Source organism: Microbacterium sp. AC026 (assembly GCF_979258475.1).
In genome coordinates, this window is sequence record NZ_OZ409857.1 from 1,109,188 (window position 1) to 1,126,907 (window position 17,720).

General features: G+C 69.4%; 15 protein-coding genes and 2 pseudogenes. 5 read left to right on the top strand and 12 right to left on the bottom strand.

The genetic code is table 11. The features are described 5' to 3' along the window. Positions 1-51: 51 nt before the first annotated feature. The 6 genes from eno to ACZZ93_RS05705 form a co-directional block, all read right to left on the bottom strand. Complete coding sequence (gene eno / locus ACZZ93_RS05680; RefSeq protein ID WP_463510634.1) at positions 52-1,332, bottom strand: phosphopyruvate hydratase; 1,281 nt, start codon at positions 1,330-1,332, stop codon at positions 52-54. Between the two features lie 99 nt (positions 1,333-1,431). Further along, positions 1,432-2,091 (bottom strand): O-methyltransferase, encoded by a 660-nt coding sequence (locus ACZZ93_RS05685; RefSeq protein ID WP_053095503.1) that lies wholly within the window; start codon positions 2,089-2,091, stop codon positions 1,432-1,434. Between the two features lie 31 nt (positions 2,092-2,122). Beyond that, positions 2,123-3,073 carry a lysostaphin resistance A-like protein gene (locus ACZZ93_RS05690; RefSeq protein WP_463510635.1) on the bottom strand — a complete coding sequence of 317 codons (951 nt, stop codon included), beginning with the start codon at positions 3,071-3,073 and terminating at the stop codon, positions 2,123-2,125. A gap of 109 nt (positions 3,074-3,182) precedes the next feature. After that, complete coding sequence (locus ACZZ93_RS05695; protein ID WP_463510636.1) at positions 3,183-3,635, bottom strand: hypothetical protein; 453 nt, start codon at positions 3,633-3,635, stop codon at positions 3,183-3,185. After that, positions 3,632-4,201 carry a DUF1648 domain-containing protein gene (locus ACZZ93_RS05700; RefSeq protein WP_463510637.1) on the bottom strand — a complete coding sequence of 190 codons (570 nt, stop codon included), beginning with the start codon at positions 4,199-4,201 and terminating at the stop codon, positions 3,632-3,634. Before ACZZ93_RS05700 ends, ACZZ93_RS05695 begins: the two co-directional genes overlap by 4 nt. Further along, positions 4,198-4,548, bottom strand: a complete 351-nt coding sequence (locus ACZZ93_RS05705; RefSeq protein ID WP_072590965.1) for a GntR family transcriptional regulator — start codon at positions 4,546-4,548, stop codon at positions 4,198-4,200. Before ACZZ93_RS05705 ends, ACZZ93_RS05700 begins: the two co-directional genes overlap by 4 nt. A 100-nt stretch (positions 4,549-4,648) precedes the next feature. Between ACZZ93_RS05705 and ACZZ93_RS05710 the strand changes: the two genes are divergently transcribed. Then, positions 4,649-5,119, top strand: coding sequence for a PaaI family thioesterase (locus ACZZ93_RS05710; RefSeq protein WP_053095499.1), 471 nt, complete (start codon positions 4,649-4,651; stop codon positions 5,117-5,119). 48 nt (positions 5,120-5,167) lie between these two features. Next, positions 5,168-6,393: pseudogene (locus ACZZ93_RS05715) on the top strand (APC family permease). Here ACZZ93_RS05715 and ACZZ93_RS05720 read toward each other — a convergent pair. Beyond that, a complete protein-coding gene (locus ACZZ93_RS05720; protein WP_463510638.1) occupies positions 6,394-7,197 on the bottom strand; it encodes an AraC family transcriptional regulator in 804 nt (267 codons plus the stop codon). Positions 7,198-7,352: 155 nt separating this feature from the next. Here ACZZ93_RS05720 and ACZZ93_RS05725 point away from each other — a divergent pair, with 155 nt between their 5' ends. Next, positions 7,353-7,877: a VOC family protein gene (locus tag ACZZ93_RS05725; RefSeq protein WP_056279003.1), complete on the top strand. Its 525-nt coding sequence runs from the start codon at positions 7,353-7,355 to the stop codon at positions 7,875-7,877. Here the strand turns inward: ACZZ93_RS05725 and ACZZ93_RS05730 are convergent. The 4 genes from ACZZ93_RS05730 to ACZZ93_RS05745 form a co-directional block, all read right to left on the bottom strand. Beyond that, a complete protein-coding gene (locus ACZZ93_RS05730; protein ID WP_463510639.1) occupies positions 7,846-8,658 on the bottom strand; it encodes an SGNH/GDSL hydrolase family protein in 813 nt (270 codons plus the stop codon). The two genes, ACZZ93_RS05725 and ACZZ93_RS05730, sit on opposite strands and share 32 nt — an antisense overlap. 53 nt (positions 8,659-8,711) lie before the next feature. Beyond that, a complete protein-coding gene (locus tag ACZZ93_RS05735; RefSeq protein ID WP_463511726.1) occupies positions 8,712-9,962 on the bottom strand; it encodes a histidine--tRNA ligase in 1,251 nt (416 codons plus the stop codon). 65 nt (positions 9,963-10,027) lie between these two features. After that, a complete protein-coding gene (locus tag ACZZ93_RS05740) occupies positions 10,028-10,642 on the bottom strand; it encodes a nucleoside triphosphate pyrophosphohydrolase (protein WP_053099038.1) in 615 nt (204 codons plus the stop codon). 85 nt (positions 10,643-10,727) lie between these two features. Continuing rightward, a complete protein-coding gene (locus ACZZ93_RS05745; protein ID WP_187249349.1) occupies positions 10,728-11,894 on the bottom strand; it encodes a Na+/H+ antiporter NhaA in 1,167 nt (388 codons plus the stop codon). 44 nt (positions 11,895-11,938) lie between these two features. On the opposite strand from ACZZ93_RS05745, the pseudogene ACZZ93_RS05750 reads away from it, so the two are divergent. After that, positions 11,939-14,666, top strand: a pseudogene (locus ACZZ93_RS05750) (phosphoenolpyruvate carboxylase). Between the two features lie 151 nt (positions 14,667-14,817). Continuing rightward, the gene (gdhA, locus tag ACZZ93_RS05755; protein ID WP_056277909.1) at positions 14,818-16,188 is read left to right on the top strand and encodes an NADP-specific glutamate dehydrogenase; all 1,371 of its coding nucleotides are present in this window, start codon (positions 14,818-14,820) and stop codon (positions 16,186-16,188) included. Positions 16,189-16,272: 84 nt separating this feature from the next. Here gdhA and ACZZ93_RS05760 read toward each other — a convergent pair whose 3' ends face one another. Then, a complete protein-coding gene (locus ACZZ93_RS05760; protein WP_463510640.1) occupies positions 16,273-17,706 on the bottom strand; it encodes an APC family permease in 1,434 nt (477 codons plus the stop codon). Positions 17,707-17,720 lie beyond the last annotated feature (14 nt).

The window sequence follows — 17,720 nt, forward strand, 5'->3', positions numbered from 1 at the left end:
CTCCTCCTCCGTTCGAGCCGCTCAGGCGGCTTCTGTCTGTCTCAGCTGTGTTCAGCCCTGGTAGCGCGGGAACGCGGAACGGCCGGCGAAGACAGCCGCGTCGCCCAGCTCCTCCTCGATGCGCAGAAGCTGATTGTACTTCGCGACGCGCTCGCTGCGAGCAGGCGCACCCGCCTTGATCTGACCCGCGTTCGTCGCGACCACGAGGTCGGCGATCGTCGTGTCCTCGGTCTCACCCGAGCGGTGCGACAGCATGGCGGTGTAACCCGAGCGCTGCGCCAGGCTGACCGCGTCGAACGTCTCGGTGAGCGTTCCGATCTGGTTGACCTTCACGAGCAGCGAGTTGGCGACGCCGCGCTTGATGCCGTCAGCCAGACGCGTCGGGTTCGTGACGAACAGGTCGTCTCCGACGAGCTGGACCTTCGAGCCGAGAGCGTCGGTGAGGAGCTTCCAGTTGTCCCAGTCATCCTCGGCGAGGGCGTCCTCGATCGTGACGATCGGGAAGTCGTTGACCAGACCCTGGTAGTACTCGATCAGCTCGGGGCCGGTCCAGTCCTTGTTGTCGAGGCGGTACACGCCGTCGCTGAAGAACTCGGTCGCTGCGACGTCGAGGCCGAGCGCGATCTCGGTGCCCGGCTTGAAGCCGGCCTTCTCGATCGCCTTGACGAGGAAGTCGAGACCCTCGCGGTTGCTGGGCAGGTCGGGGGCGAAGCCGCCCTCGTCGCCGAGTCCCGTCGCGTAGCCGGCGGCCTTCAGCTCGCCGCGCAGCACGTGGTAGGTCTCGACACCCCAGCGGAGCGCCTCGGAGTACGTCTCGGCGCCGATCGGCGCGAGGAAGAACTCCTGCATGTCGATGCCGTTGTCGGCGTGCTCGCCGCCGTTGATCACGTTGAAGAGCGGCACGGGCAGCACGTGCGCGTTGGGGCCGCCCAGGTAGCGGAACAGGGGCAGATCGGCCGAGTCGGCCGCGGCCTTCGCGACGGCGAGGCTGACGCCGAGGATCGCGTTGGCGCCGGTGCGCTGCTTGTTCTCGGTGCCGTCGGTCTCGATCAGGATCTCGTCGACGATGCGCTGCTCGCTCGCCTCGATGCCCTCGAGCGCCGGTCCGAGCTCGTCGATGATGGCGTCGACGGCCTTGAGCACGCCCTTGCCGCCATAACGGCTCTTGTCGCCGTCGCGCAGCTCGTACGCCTCGAATGCGCCGGTGGATGCACCCGACGGGACGGCTGCCCGCTGGACTACGCCGTCGTCGAGGAGCACCTCCACCTCAACGGTCGGGTTTCCGCGCGAGTCGAGAATCTCGCGTGCGCCTATAGCCTCGATCAGTGCCACTGATGTGCTCCTTGCTCAGAGAAAAGGTGTGTGGAGCGTCGTCGATCCGCGCCCAGTCTAGCCCGCCCGAACCTCAGCACCCGGGTCGGGGTCGGAGGTTCACACGACGACAGCGAGCGCGACGCCATCCCAGCCTTTGACACCGACCGTCTGCAGCGCGGTGGCGTCGAAGCGCGGGTCCTCGCCCAGCATCCGCAGTGCATCCCTGGTGCCGACGACCTTGGGGTCGGCCGCATCGTCGCGCACGATCTCACCCTCCCGTCCGATGTTGTCGAGCACGATCACGGTTCCGGGATGGCCCAGTTTCGCGGCCCAGTCGAGGTAGACCGTGTTCGACTCCTTGTCGGCGTCGATGAAGACCAGGTCGAAGCCGCCGACCAGCGTGGGGAGCACGTCGGCACCTCGGCCGATCCGGATGTCGACGCGGTCTCCGACGCCGGCGGCATCGATGCTCGCGCGGGCCACGGCGGCGTTGTCCGCTTCGGCCTCGACGGTGATCACCCGCCCCTCGGGACCCACCGCCCGTGCGAGCCAGATCGTCGAGTACCCGCCGAGCGTTCCGATCTCCAGCACGCGGCGAGCGCCGCTGATGCGGGCGAGGAGGTTGAGGAGCTTGCCGCCGACCGGCGCGACCTCGATCTCGGGAAGACCGGCATCGTGCTGAGCGGCCAGCGCCGCCTCCAGCTGCGGATCATGACCGACGAGGAGATCAGCGAGATAGGCGTCGGCATTCGACCAGGCGGCGGGAGTGGATTCCATGCCCTCAGCAAACCGTGAGCCCCGAAGAGCGTCAAGAGGGTTGCGGACCCCTCCCGGCTCGGGGAGCGGACAGCAGCCGCCCGGGCGCGCCCGCGAGCTCGGGCTGACGACGGAACTGGCCCGTGAGTGCCAATGCGGCGATCACCGCCGCCGCGACGATCCATCCCGCGACGCCGAGAGGTCCGGCGAGTGCGAGATCGGGCTGCGATGCGGCGAAGATGAGGACGAGTCCGGCGGCCGCGTTCAGCGAGCCGTGCGCGAGGACGGCGGGCCAGACCGATGCGGAGCGCAGACGCAGCCAGCCCAGCAGCACACCCCAGGCCATGCAGCCGCCGATTATGAACAGCACGCCGGTGATGTCGGTGCGCCCGAAGTTGTAGCCCAGCAGGATCACCGGGCTGTGCCAGAAGCCCCAGATCGCTCCGCTGATGAGGAGTGCCGGCCACGTGCCGAGCGGTCGCAGGGCCGGGACGAGCCACCCGCGCCAGCCGAGTTCTTCGCCGAACGCCAGCACACTGTTGATCAGGGCGCCGACAGGGATCATCACGGTCTGCGAGATCACGATGAGCTCGATCGGGGGCATCGGCGCACCGGCGGGCAGCGACCTCGCGATCTCAGCGGAGAACGCCGAGAACGTCGGGTCGAGCTGCACCCATCCGAAGGCCGCCGCGACCACGATGCCGAGCGCGACGAGAACCGGAGGGACGAGCCAGCCCGCCACCATCAGCCAGACGACCCGCCTGGCCGGGCGCAGGGGCCAGATGCCCAGGAAGCGGAGCCGCTCCCCCGGTGCCGGCACACGCAGGGCGAGGGTGACCACGAGCGCGGCGAGCGCGGGGGTCAGCATCATCACGGGCAGCAGGAACCAGGTGCTGGGCTCGGCGAGGCCGTCGCCCAGCCACAGCGGCAGGGCGACGAGCCAGGCGAGCCCGCACGCGAGCGCGACGAAGAGGACGACGGATGCGGCTCTGATGCGGGTCATGGATTGACTCCCGGTTCGGTGTCGGTGTGCTGTTCGGTGTCGATGTGCTGTTCGGTGTCGATGTGCTGTTCGGTGTCGATGTGCTGTTCGGTGTCGATGTGCGGAGCGATCATCGGGATGCTGCGGAAGCGAGGACGGATGCCGCTGTGGAGGCGTCGTCGACGGTGACGACGAATACGCGACCGTCTGTGCGGGTGATCTCGAGGGCCTCGCCGGTGCGCAGCACGAATCCGCGCCGCCCGTCGGTGCCGATTCGGTAGCCCCAGCCGCCGAACTCGGCGAACGGGTCGACCTGCACCGCGCGAGCGCTGGCGATGTCGGCCGCGGCGATCTCGAGACGCGGCCATCCGGCGACGGAGCGCACCCGAAGGCCAGCGGTGCCCGCCCGCACCCGGAACGACAGACCGGTCGCCACGACGATGACGAGGACCACAGTGATGCCCGCCACGATCCACCCGGCGGCGATGCCCCGGGCGAGCAGCAGCACGCTCACGGCGACCGTGAAGAAGACGCTGATCCCGAGGACGACCTGGCCACTGCGGGCCACGTTCACGGTCTTCATCCACACGGCGCGCTCGTGGTCGGCGAGAGGAGAGGTGCCGCCGGATCCGCGGACGCGACGGACGCGACGGGCACCTTCGGCTGCGCGAACCATCCGATCACCCCGAGGCCGGCGGCGATCGCGACGATGACCGGGACCCAGAGGGTGATGTCGGGCGCCTCGGTCGCATCGGAGAGCCCTCGCTGGGAGCCGGTCGTCGTGATCGCGAGCATGGACATCGGGCCCGCCATCGCGAGGCCGGCCGCTCCGAGCAGACGGGCGGTCGTCGACCACTGCGACTGAGGAAGCGGCCCGCCCGAGCCCCGTGGGGGCAGCCTGTGCGAGACCAGGACGATGATCGCGAACATCGCCACGATCCCTCCGCCCAGGCCGATCAGCATGACCAGTGGCGTCCACCGCGGCGCGAAGCCATCGGCCCCGTCGAGGCCCCAGTGGATCGCCGCAGGATCGGGGATGTCGGGCAGCCACGCCAGGACGATGACGGCGGCGAGCACGATCAGAGCGGCGGGGACGATGACCCCGACCCACCAGAAGGCGGTGCGGGCGCGGCGGATCTCGGGGGTCATGCGTCGGTCTCCTTGATGAGCGCGGCCAGTGTCGAGGAAGAGAGTCCGAGGGATGCGGCGCGGGCGACGAGCGCGGCGATGTCCTGTGAGAGCTCGGCGAGCGGAGATGCAGCAGCGGACACCACCGCTCCCCTGCCACGGCGCAGATCGATCAGCCCCTCGTCGCGCAGCTGCTGATAGGCACGGAGCACGGTGTGCAGGTTGATCTCGAGCGCCTCGGCGAGTTCACGGGCGGCAGGCAGCCGGTCACCCGGCACGAGACGTCCGGCGAGGACATCGGCGCGGACGGATGCCGCGACCTGATCGAAGAGCGGCCGAGCGCTGTCGGCGTCGATGCGGATCAGCATCCCGTCCTCCAATCTTCTATTAGTTCTACATAAACTATAACAACTGTCGCAACCCTCCAGCGAGCTTTGTCCGGATCAGGCCGTCGGCCACACTGACCTCATGCGCATCACTCCCCGTCGTCTCGCCACGGGCATGAGCCTGTGGGTCCCCAATCTGTTCAGCGGCATCCGCATCCGCCGCTTCAGCGAGGACTGGACGCACGCCACGGTCGAGCTGCACGTCAACGTGTTCACCCGCAATTACGTGAAGACGGCATTCGGCGGCTCGATGTCCGCGATGACGGACCCGTACTTCTTCATGCTCGTGATGCATCAGCTCGGCCGGGACTATGTCGTCTGGGACACCCGGGGCGAGATCGAGTTCGTCAAGCCCGGGCGCGGGGTGCTGACGGCCGAGTTCGAGGTCAGCCGCGAGCGGGCCGAGGAGATCCGCGAGCGGGCGCACGGCGGTGCGAAGGTGCTCGAGTGGTTCGAGACCGTCATCACCGACCGCGACGGAGACGTCGTCGCCAGAGTCCGCCGACAGGTCTACATCCGCGAGAAGCAGCGCGTCACCGCCGCTCGGAGCTGACGGCGACGGCGATACCGGACGTTCACCCGGACGTGACACGATGACGGGATGCCCCTCGCCCGCCGCCTGACACTGGTCGACGCCGTCGCGATCGGTCTCGGTTCGATGATCGGCGCCGGCGTGTTCTCCGTGTGGGCACCGGCCATGGGAGTCGCCGGAAGCGGCATCCTGATCGCCCTGGCGATCGCCGCGATCGTCGCCTACTGCAACGCGACCGCCTCGGCGCAGCTCGCCGCCGCGCATCCTGTCGCCGGCGGCACCTACGCGTACGCCCGCGCCGAAATCGGCCCGTGGTGGGGATTCGTCGCCGGATGGAGCTTCGTGATCGGCAAGATCGCCAGCTGCGCGGCGATGGCCATGACCTTCGCCGCCTACGCCGCACCGGACGGCTGGCAGGTGCCGGTCGCCGTCGCTGCCGTCGTCGCTCTCGCGGCGGTCAACTGCTTCGGCGTGACGCGAACCGCCCTCGTCACGCGCATCCTCGTCGTGTGCTCGCTGCTCGGACTCGCTGTGGTGGTCGCGGTGGGCCTCGGCGGTTCCTCGTCTACCGCCCCGGCTCCCCTTCCGGATGCCTCCGCGTACGGGGTGCTGCAGGGCGCAGGCCTGCTCTTCTTCGCGTTCGCGGGATACGCGCGCATCGCGACGATGGGCGAAGAGGTCGTCGACCCCGCCCGGACGATCCCCCGGGCGATCGCCCTGGCCCTCGGCGGCACGGTCGTCGTCTACACGCTCGTCGCGATCACGGTCGTCATCGTGCTCGGCGGCGACGCGGTCACGAGCACCACCCTCTCGCCGATGTCGTCACGGCCTCGGGGTGGACGGCTCTCACTCCTGTCGTCCGCGTGGCCGCGGCCGCCGCCTCGCTCGGAGCTCTGCTCGCCCTCCTGACCGGCATCGGTCGCACCACACTGGCGATGGCTCGCGAAGAGGATCTGCCGCGCTTCCTCGCGAAGGTCGACGAGCGTTGGCACGCACCCCGTCGGGCCGAGATCACGATCGCGGTCATCATCGTGATGATCGTGCTCGTCGCCGATCTGCGCGACGCGATCGGCTTCTCCTCGTTCGGTGTGCTTCTGTACTACCTCATCGCCAATGCGGCGGCATTCCGCCAGCGCACTGCGGCTCGCCGCTATCCGCGGGTGCTGCAGGTCGTCGGTGCGCTCGGGTGCCTCGTGCTGGTGAACACGCTGCCGGTGGTGGCTTCGGTGGTGGGTACCGCGGTCGTGCTGGTCGGTGTGCTCTATCGGATGATCCGGCTGCGGCTCGCGCGCTGATCAGGATGATGCGGCAGCACTCCGAACGTCCTGCGCGGAGGACGTTCGGTACGCGCGGGGCGCGATTCCGAGCACGTTCCGGAAGTCGCGGGTGAGATGGGCGTGATCCGCGTACCCCAGGTCGGCGGCGAGATCCGCCAGATCGACCGATGGGTGCAGACGCAGGTGCTCCGCGGCCTCCTGCAGCCTGCGGCGCCGGATCATAGCGGCCGGCGACACTCCGACGTGACGATGGGCGAGGCGCTGCAGCGTGCGCAGCGAGACCGCGAGTCGGGTCGCGGCCTCCTCGACCGAGTCGGCCGCGCCCTCCTCCATGAGCACCTCGACCAGCGCGTTCGCATGCCTCGCACTGTCGTCGAGGGGTCCGACCCGACGAGCCAGCCACTCCGAGAACACCGCGACGGCGCGTTCGCGATGCCCCTCTCCCGACGCCATCGCAGCACTGACCCCGTCCGCGAGCTCGGGAGCGACGACCGGCTGCTCGGAATCGACGAGTGCGGCAGGGTCGTCGATGAGGGCCGCGACAGCTGCGGGTCGCAGCAGGGCGCCCACTGCCCAGCCCGTGCCGGTCAGCTCGCGATGCGAAGCCCGTGTCGTCGCCCCGGACAGACTCACGTCACCGTTCTCGACGACGAGGTTCAGCGCCGGGTAGCCGACGATCTCCTGGCGAGACGATCGAGCGGGCTCGATGCTCCACTCGGCGATCCAGAACCACACCGCGAGGTCCCGCGCGGCGGTCGCAGGCGGCAGACGATGGAAGTCCGGCAGCCGGGCCGGATACAGCACACCGCGGGTCGCACGCATCGCTAGCCGCCGGCGAGGATCGCCACGGTGACCCGCATGGCGGACACGGTCGGTCCGAGGTCGTCGACGTCCATGCCTCGACCCTATGACCCCGGCGCACGATCGTGTCGCGCAAGTTCAAGCGCGCGTCTGCGACTGCTCCTTACTGTGGCTGCATGAGCACCGAGAACAGGACCGGCGTGACCGGCGAGCACACGACGGACGGCCGACCGAACAGCGCGACCTCCCTCACTCCCTTCCTCGCGGTCCCCCGGGCGCGGGAGGCGATCGAGTTCTACCGGGACGTCTTCGGCGCTCGCGTCATCGATGTCACGGAGTTCGGCGGTGTCGTCGCCCATGCGGACCTCGACTTCGGGTTCGGCCACCTGCAGCTGGGCGAGCCGAGCCCCGACTATCATCTGGTTTCTGCGCCGTCGGGAGACGACGACTGCTACTCGATGGGACTCTATGTCTCGGACGTCGACGCCGTCGTCGAGCGTGCCGTCGCCGCGGGCGCAACCGTGCGCGAGGCTCCGTCGGCGTTCGTGTCGGGAGACCGATTCGCCAGCATCCGGGATCCGTTCGGCGTGCGATGGTCGGTGATGACCCGGGTCGAAGACCTCTCGGACGAGGAGAGCGCACGGCGGGTCGCCGACTGGGCGGCGTCCTTCAGCGCTGCCCCGTCTGACGGCGCGAGCTGAGCGCGGTCTCGGCAGCCCGACACGCGGCCGGGAGCAGTGCCTCCGCCGTGCGCCGATAGCCGAGCGGACTCGGGTGGAAGCGATCGAGGCTGAACATCGCCTCCGGATCGTCGAAGAACATCGGGCCGACGGCGCGGCGGAGGTCGACGGGGTGCGCGCCCTCGGCACGAGCGGTCTCGGCCTGTACCCTGGCGAGTCGACGGGACATGCTCGACATCAGGCGCCGCAGAGGCTGCGGTACGGGGCGGAGGGCTCCGAGATCGGGACAGGTGCCGACCACGACCTCCGTACCCCGAGCACGCAGCCGTCGGACGGCCTCCCGCAGGCGCTGCGTCGAGACGGCGACGGGGATGCGGTGCGTCACGTCGTTGCCCCCGACCACGATCACGGCGACATGCGGGGCGTAGTCCTCGGGCAGCGCGTCGAGCTGGGCGGCGAGGTCGGGCGATTCGGACCCGACGACGGCGGCCGTGCGCAGATGGACCGGTCGTCGCATCCGTCGCGCCAGACCCTTGGCGAGTCGTCCGCCCAGTGTCTCCTTGCGCCGCTCGGCGCCGAGGCCCGCCGCCAGCGAGTCTCCGAGCACGAGCAGATCGATCGGCATGCCGTCGAGCGAACGACGCCAGACGCGGTCGGCGTCGATCGACTCCTCACCGAGCGGCTTGCCGATGCGTCGACGCGCGATCGCGGCCTGTCGGGTGAGGACGACCCGGATTCCGGCGGCGGCCACCGCGGTGGCGACACCCACCGCCGCGACGGCGACGAACGGCGGTCGACTCATGTCCCGATTCGACCGGAACGGCGTGAACGCCGAGTGAACGGCATCCGCCGAGCTCAGGAGAGGGGCTTGAGCTCCAGCTCCGAGGTGCCCGCCGAGACGGTCGCGAACTCCGTGTATCCGTCGGCGGCCGAGCGCTCGAGCAGGGCTTTCACGTTCTTCGTGCGCCGTTCCAGCCGCACTCGCGCCCCGGAGCCCACGAGACCCGCCTTGTGCATGACGAGCTCGGCGACCGGCACGTCGGCGTCATGGATGAGCACGACGGCGCGCTCGCCGGCATCCGCGCCCGCCGTCACGAGGTCGACGAGGCGCTCGAAGCCCAGCGAGAACCCGACGGCTGGGACCTGCTGGCCGAGGAAGCGGCCGATCATGCCGTCATAGCGACCACCGCCGCCGAGCGAGTACGACACCGAAGGGTGGGCCAGCTCGAAGATCGTGCCCGTGTAGTAGCCCATGCCGCGCACGAGGAACGGGTCGAAGACCAGCGGGATGTCGGTCGCGCCTCGGCCGGCGGCGACGGCCTCGCCGATCGCGACGAGGTGTCCGACGATCTCGTCCGGGGCACCGTCGGGAAGCGCCTTGCTGATCTGACGTTCGCCGAAGGGGTTGTACTCCATGGTCTGCGGGCGCAGGAGGAAGGCTTCGAACGCGTCGACGGCCGATGGCGCCGAACCGCGCTCGCGCAGCTCGGCGGCGACGCCGTCGGGCCCGATCTTGTCGAGCTTGTCGATCGTGATGAGGACCCCGGGACGTTCGTCGCCCGTGAAGCCGAAGCTGTCGAGCATCCAGTCCAGCGCACGGCGGTCATTGATGCGCACGGTGGCGCCCTCGAGACCCAGTGCGTCGACCGCATCGAGCGAGGCGACCATGAGCTCGGCCTCCGCGCGCGAGGAGTCGTCGCCGATGATGTCGATGTCGCATTGCACGAACTGGCGGTAGCGCCCCTTCTGCGGTCGCTCGGCACGCCAGACCGGACCGATCTGGATCGCGCGGAACACACCGGGGAGCTGAGCGCGATTGCTCGCGTAGAAGCGCGCGAGCGGAACCGTGAGGTCGTATCGCAGACCGAGGTCGGCCAGGGCGCCCTGGTCGTCGGCGGCGTCGCGGATGGCATCCGCATCGAGGCCGCGGCGCAGCACGTTGTAGGCGAGCTTCTCGTTGTCGCCGCCGATGCCGGCGTGCAGTCGCGAGTACTCCTCGAGCGCCGGGGTCTCGATCTCGTCGAACCCGTGCGAGCGGTAACGATCACGGATCACGGAGAGGACGCGCTCGCGGCGAGCCTTGTCGGCGGGGAGGATGTCGCGCATTCCGCGCGGCGGGTTCACAGTAGCCACGCCTCCATCTTTCCAGGTCGGCGGGCCAGGCCGTGGACTCAGGCTTCGGATTCCGCCTCGCGGACCTCGGCCTCGACCGCTCGGAGCCGTTCGCGCAGCGCTCGTTCGGCATCCCAGCCCTCGGCGCGCGCGACCGCCACGAGGCGGAGAAGTGCGTCGCCGAGCTCTGCTTCCGAGGAGGGCGCCGGTCCAGCCCCGTCCGCGTCGGTCCGGGCGACGACGACGCCGGCCCCCTCGGCTCGACCGGCGACCTTCTGTGCCAGCGCGAGCGCCGGCATACCGCGCGGGATCCCGTCGAGGACGCTGCGTCTCGCGCGTTTCTCCGCCGCCTTCGCGGCGTTCCAGTGCACCAGGACCTCTTCAGGGGTCGTCGCGACCTCGTCCGCGAAGACGTGAGGATGCCGCCGCACCATCTTCTCGGTGAGCGTGGCCGCGACATCGTCGATGTCGAACGGGTCGTCGGGGTCCTGCGCGGCGATCGCGGCGTGGAACAGCACCTGCCAGAGCAGGTCGCCGAGCTCCTCACGCAGGTCGGCCCGTGAGCCGTCCTCGACGGCGTCGATCACCTCGTGCGACTCCTCGATGAGATACGGCACGAGATCACGATGGGTGATCTGCTGCGACCAGACGCAGCGATCCCGGACCTCGCGCATCGTCTCGGCTGCGGCGCGCAGCGGGTCGCGGGCGGGCTCTGCACTCACCGGTCCTCCTTCGAACGCCACTCGGGTCGCCTCGCGGTCACGAGGTCACGGCGCCCCGTCGTCGGTACGTACGGGCGCGGAGTGACACGATCACACCCGAGAGCACGAGAGCCACGAGCGAGCCGACGAGCACACCGAGGATGGCCTGATCGCGGGTGCCGGCGTCGGCCGCGAAGGCGAGGTTGGCGAGCAGAAGCGAGACGGTGAAGCCGATGCCGCCCAGCGCGCCGGCGGCGAAGATGTCGGCGAACGGCAGGGCCGGCGCCGCGCCTCGGGGCCGGATCCGCATCGCGAGCCACCCGAACAGGGAGATGCCGATGATCTTTCCGACGGGCAGCGCCACGACGATCCCCCAGAAGGCGGGAGAGAGCTCCGACGGTGCGAGGGCGGGGATCACCACGAAGGCGGCGACGAACGCGAAGATCGGCAGGATCGCGCCGTTCACGGTCGGTTCGAGCACGTGCCTGGTGCGCGCGGCAGGAACGGGCGACATCACGAGCCCGAGCATCACGCCGGCGATGGTGGCGTGGATGCCCGACGAGGCCACCAGGCCCCAGGCGACGACGCCGACGATGATCATCGCGACGGCCACCGCCGGATGCCCCTTGGCGTGGAGCAGTCTGCTGAGCAGCCAGAACGCGACGACGGCGGCGACGGCGAGCGCGAGGAACAGCCACTGCACGTCGTGCGCGAAGAGGACCGCGATGAAGATGATGCCGATGATGTCGTCGAGGATCGCGAGCGCGAGCAGGAAGACGCGGACGTTCGACGGAAGCCCCCGTCCGAACATCGCGAGCACGCCGAGCGCGAAGGCGATGTCGGTCGCCGTCGGGATGGGCCAGCCCGTGGCGGTCGCGGAGTCGCCCGCGATGAGCAGATAGACAGCGATCGGCACCAGCACACCGCCGGCGGCGGCGATGGCCGGCTGCACGGCCTTGCTGGGCGAATCGAGCTCGCCGTGGGTGAGCTCGTGCCGCAGCTCGATCGCCACCACGAGGAAGAACACGGCGAGAAGCCCGTCGGACACCCAGTGCTCGATCGAGAGGTCGAGCACTGTGCCGGGCACGGCGATGTGGAAGTCGAGCACCGCGGCGAGCGCATCATGCGAGGGAAGATTCGCCAGCAGGATGCCGAGCCCTGCCGCGACGAGGAGCAGGACAGCAGGGAACTGCTGGCCACGGAGAGGGTTCGCGGAGATGCGCATCGCCCCCATGGTAGTTGCGAGCGCCCCGCACGTCTCACATCGTCATGCGTTCAGAGCACGACCCCGACCCGGGATACTCTCGAACGGTGACCCCCGAACACGCCTTCCCCGAGCCCACTGACACCTCGGCCATCCGCATCATCGGCCGTTTCGAAGCGGGCCGCGGCATTCCGGATGCCATGCGCACCGATGTCAGAATGCTCGGCGCCCTTCTCGGCCAGGTACTGCGCGAAGCAGGCGGTGACGACCTCTTCGAGGACGTCGAGCGGCTGCGGCTGGCGACGATCCAGGCCTATGACGAAGAGACCTCCGACGCCTTCGATCGGGCGGCCGCGATCGCCGAGTCGTTCAGCATCGCGCGCGCCGACGAGGTCGCCCGGGCGTTCACCTGCTACTTCCACCTCGTCAATCTCGCCGAGGAGCACCAGCGCGTGCGGGTGCTCCGCGAGCGGGCCGGCCAGCCGGGCCGCGAGGATGCGGCCGACACCGTCGCCACCGCCTATGCGCGTCTGAAGACGGAGGTCGGTGACGACGAGGCGCTCCGCCGTCTCGAGGGCCTGCGCTTCCACCCGGTGTTCACCGCCCACCCGACCGAGGCACGCCGTCGCGCGGTGTCGTCGAGCATCCGCCGCCTCTCCGAGCTGCTCACCCAGCACGACGCCGCGAGCGAGGGCGGCTCGGAGGAGCACCGCGCGCGCCGGAGGATGCTGGAGGAGATCGACACCCTCTGGCGCACCGCGCCGCTCCGCGCCGAGAAGCCCTCGCCGACTGACGAGGTGCGCACGGTCATGGGCGTGTTCGACGAGACCCTGTTCACCACCGTGCCGCACGTGTACCGGCGCATCGACGACGCACTCCGCGGCGACGACTCCGGCTCGAGCGCTCCGGTCGTGCCCGCGTTCGTGCGCATCGGGTCCTGGGTCGGCGGCGACCGCGACGGCAACCCGTTCGTGACCGCATCCGTCACCCGTGAGGCGTCACAGATCGCCTCCGACCACGTGCTGCGGGGGCTGGAGCGCGCACTCGAGCGCATCGGCCGCGCCCTCACGCTGGACGCCGAGGACACCCTGCGAGCGCCGGAGTCACGGCGCTGTGGGAGGCCTTCGCCGCCGCTGAGCCGCGCGTCGCCGAGGAGCTGGGCGCCCGCTCCCCGGTGAGCCGCACCGCCGCGTGCTGCTCGCCCTCGCCCACCGTGTCGCGGCCACCCGCCGTGGCGAGGAGCAGCGCTACTCGCGCCCCGAGGAGCTGCTCGACGACCTGCGCACGGTGCAGTCGTCGCTGGCGGATGCGGGCGCGAAGCGCCATGCGTTCGGCGGCGTGCAGCACCTCATCTGGCAGGTGGAGACCTACGGCTTCCATCTGACCGAGCTCGAGGTGCGTCAGCACTCGCAGGTGCATCGCAAGGCGCTCTCGGAGCTCTCCAGCGGCGACGCGATCAGCGCGCAGACCGAGGAGGTGCTCGAGGTCTTCCGCGTGATCGCCGAGATCCAGCGAGACCGCGGCCTGCGGGCTGCCGGCCGCTATGTCGTGTCGTTCACTCAGTCGGCGTCCGACCTCGCGAACGTGTATGCGCTCGCGAGGCACGCGCTGGGCGACGACGCCCCCGTGCTCGACGTCGTTCCGCTGTTCGAGACCTTCGCCGACCTGCAGGCGGCGCCTGCCATCCTCGCGGAGGCCGTGACGTTCCCGGAGTTCCAGGAACGCCTCGCCGCGACGGGCAACCGGCTCGAGGTCATGCTCGGCTACTCCGACTCGTCGAAGGACGTCGGCCCGGTCGCCGCGAACCTCGCCCTGTACGAGGCGCAGGAGAAGATCGCGCAGTGGGCCAAGGACTCCGACATCGAACTGACCCTGTTCCATGGTCGCGGCGGTGCTCTGGGCCGAGGCGGCGGACCCGCCAATTCGGCCATCCTCGCTCAGCCGCCGCACTCGGTCGACGGTCGCTTCAAGCTCACCGAGCAGGGCGAGGTCATCTTCGCGCGCTACGGCGAGCCTGCCATCGCGATGCGCCACATCGATCAGGTCGCCGCGGCGACGCTGCTCGCCTCGTCTCCGTCCGTCGAGAAGCACACGAGCGACGCCGCCGCACGCTTCGCCGACATCGCCGCCGTCATGGACACCTCGTCGCGCGAGCGATTCTTCTCGCTCGTCAAGGCGGAGGGTTTCGCCCCCTGGTTCGCCACGGTCACCCCTCTCGAGGAGATCGGCCTGCTCGCCCTGGGCTCCCGTCCGGCTCGACGCGGACTGTCGGTCGAGTCGCTGGAAGACCTGCGGGCGATCCCGTGGGTCTTCGCCTGGACCCAGGCCCGCATCAACCTCGCCGGCTGGTTCGGACTCGGAACCGCTCTCGCCGCCGTCGGCGACGAGGCCCATCTCGCCGAGGCCTATCGCGACTGGCCGCTGCTGCGCACCATGATCGACAACGTCGCCATGAGCCTCGCGAAGACCGATGAGCGCATCGCCCGCCAGTACCTCGCCCTCGGCGATCGGGACGATCTCGCGCAGCTCGTGCTCGACGAGCTGTCGCTGACGCGCGAGTGGGTCATCCGTCTCACCGGCGGCGTGGGCCTGCTCGAGAACAAGCCGATCCTGCAGCGCGCCGTGCAGCTGCGCACTCCGTACGTCGACGCCCTGTCGCTGCTGCAGCTGCGCGCCCTCCGCGCACTGCGCGACCCGGCCGAGGCGACCGGCTCGGGTGCCGACGACGAGCAGCGGCGACTGCTGCTGCTCTCGGTGAGCGGCGTCGCGGCGGGCCTCCAGAACACCGGGTGACCCCCGCGTCGTCGTCCCCGAACAAGCGCATGCCGGTGTGAAGGTGCTCACCTCGGCGTGCCCGCTAGAGTGAAAACTTCGCCGTATCCGGCGCACCCTCACGCGACACGATCGCACGCAGCACCATCCCCCGATCAGAAAGCTCTTTCGCGTGACCTCTCCGTCTTCCGTCGACTTCCATCCGCTCGCCGACGACGTGCAGCCCGTGTTCGACACGGTGCTCGCCCGCAGCCCGCACGAGCCCGAGTTCCAGCAGGCCGTGCACGAGGTGCTGAACTCGATCGCACCGGTGCTCGCGCGCAACCCGCAGTACGTCGACGGCGGCATCCTCGAGCGTCTGGTGGAGCCGGAGCGGCAGATCCTGTTCCGCGTGCCGTGGGTCGACGATGCCGGGCGTCTGCAGGTCAACCGCGGCTACCGCATCCAGTTCTCCTCGGTGCTCGGACCGTACAAGGGCGGCCTGCGCTTCCACCCGTCGGTCAACCTGTCGATCATCAAGTTCCTCGGGTTCGAGCAGATCTTCAAGAACGCACTGACCGGCCAGGGCATCGGCGGCGGCAAGGGCGGATCCGACTTCGACCCGCACGGCAGGTCGGATGCCGAGATCATGCGCTTCTGCCAGTCGTTCATGAACGAGCTCTACCGTCACCTCGGCGAGCACACCGACGTCCCCGCCGGCGACATCGGCGTCGGCGGTCGCGAGATCGGCTACCTGTTCGGCCAGTACCGCAAGATCACCAACCGCCACGAGTCCGGCATGTTCACCGGCAAGGGCACCGGCTGGGGTGGCGCAGAGGTGCGCACCGAGGCGACCGGCTACGGCGCGGTGTTCTTCGCACAGGAGATGCTCGGCGTGCACAGCGACTCGCTCGACGGCAAGCGCGTCGGCGTCTCGGGCTCGGGCAACGTCGCGATCTACGCGATCCAGAAGGCATCCCAGCTCGGCGCGACCGCCGTCACGGCATCCGACTCGTCGGGGTACGTCGTCGACGACGCCGGCATCGACGTCGACCTGCTGCGCCAGATCAAGGAGGTCGAGCGCGCGCGCATCGTCGAGTACGCCCACCGTCGCCCCGGCGCCCGATTCATCGAGGGCGGCAGCGTCTGGGAGGTCCCGGTCGACATCGCCGTGCCGTCGGCGACCCAGAACGAACTCGATCTCCACGCCGCCGAGACCCTGATCGCCAACGGCGTGCGAGCGGTCTCGGAGGGCGCGAACATGCCCTGCGTCCCCGCTGCCGTCGATGCGTTCCAGAGCGCCGGAGTCCTCTTCGCTCCGGGCAAGGCCGCGAACGCGGGAGGCGTCGCCACCTCCGCTCTCGAGATGAGCCAGAACGCGTCTCGCCAGCGGTGGAGCTTCGACGCGAGCGAGAACAAGCTGCGCGAGATCATGGCGGACATCCACCGCGCCGCGTTCGACGCCGCGGAGCGCTACGACGTGGCCGGCGACTATGTCGCCGGGGCGAACATCGCGGGCTTCGAGCGCGTCGCGGGCGCGATGCTCGCCCAGGGCGTGATCTGACCGGAGTCGCACCCACTGCGCACGACACAAGAGCCGCCTCCCTCCCGGGCAGGCGGCTCTTGCGCGTCTCTACGCCTGAGGTGCTCAGTTCTCGTCGACCGGCGCCTTCACGACCTTGTTGAACCCGGTCACGGCCTGGTTCTCATCGAACGCGACCACCTTCTTGCGGAACCCCTTCGTGATCACGGCGAGGTAGATCAGGCCGAGAGCGGTCCAGATGAGCCCCCCGGTCAGGGCGTCGGAGTGCAGGTTCACCCACAGCAGACCTGTGAGGAGCATGCCGATGCCCGGCATGACGATGTACGAGAAGATGTCGCGCGGTGTGTGGCGCCGCCCCTTGCGCACGGCGAACCAGGCGATCACCGAGATGTTGACGAAGGTGAACGCGATCAGGGCGCCGTAGTTGATCCACGCCGCGATCAGCTCGAGGGTGAACGGGATCGCGAGCAGCGAGATCGCGCCGACCAGCACGATGTTGAAGGTCGGCGTGTGGGTGCGCGGGTTGATGTAGCCGAAGGCCTTCTGCGGAAGGACGTTGTTGCGACCCATCACGAGCAGCATCCGCGAGACCGATGCGTGCGAGGCGAGACCCGAGGCGAGCGTGGCGCAGAAGCCCGCGGCGGTCAGCACGGCCATGAGCACGTTGCCCCCGACGAGGTTTCCGATGATCGGCAGCGTCGAATCCTCGACGTACTGCATGTCGCCACCGGGTGCGAACTCGTTCCAGTCGGGGAAGCGCAGCTGCGTGACGTACGCGGCGACGAGGAAGATCGCGCCGCCGAGCAGCACGGTCAGCAGGATCGCCTTGGGCATCGTCTTCGGATCCTTCGCCTCCTCGGCGTACATCGTCACGGCGTCGAACCCGATGAACGAGAAGCAGACGATCGTCGCGCCCATGAGCACCGCGCCGATCGTCGCACCGTCGTGGATGAAAGGCGCGGCCGATGCGATCGTGCCCGCTCCTTCGCCGCGCATCAGCTGCGCGACGACCATGACGACGAACACGACCATCACGACGATCGAGAACACGAGCAGGATCATGTTCATGTTCGAGGTGCCGCGCATCGTCATGTAGATGATGCTCGTGACGAGGATGCAGTACAGCACGACCCAGATCCAGCCGGGGATGTCGGGGAAGAGCGCTTCGAGGTAGCTGCGGATGATGAGGCAGTTGACCATCGGGAGCAGCACATAGTCGATGAGCGAGGTCCAGCCGACCATGAACCCGAGGTTCGGGTGGATCGACTCACGGACGTACGTGTACGCAGAGCCGGCGCTCGGGATGGCGCGGGAGATCTTGCCGTAGCTGATGGCGGTGAACACCATCACGACGAGGGCGACGAGGTAGGCCGCGGGGACGACGTTGTCGGTGTCGCGAGCCACCATGCCGAACGTGTCGAAGACGACGGTCGGTGTCATGTAGCCGAGTCCGAGACCGACGATCGCCCAGAGGCCGAGATTGCGGCGGAGGGTTCCTCCGCCCTGCGCGAGCGGCTTCGTCTTGATGGGCGTGACCATGAGTACTCCTTCGG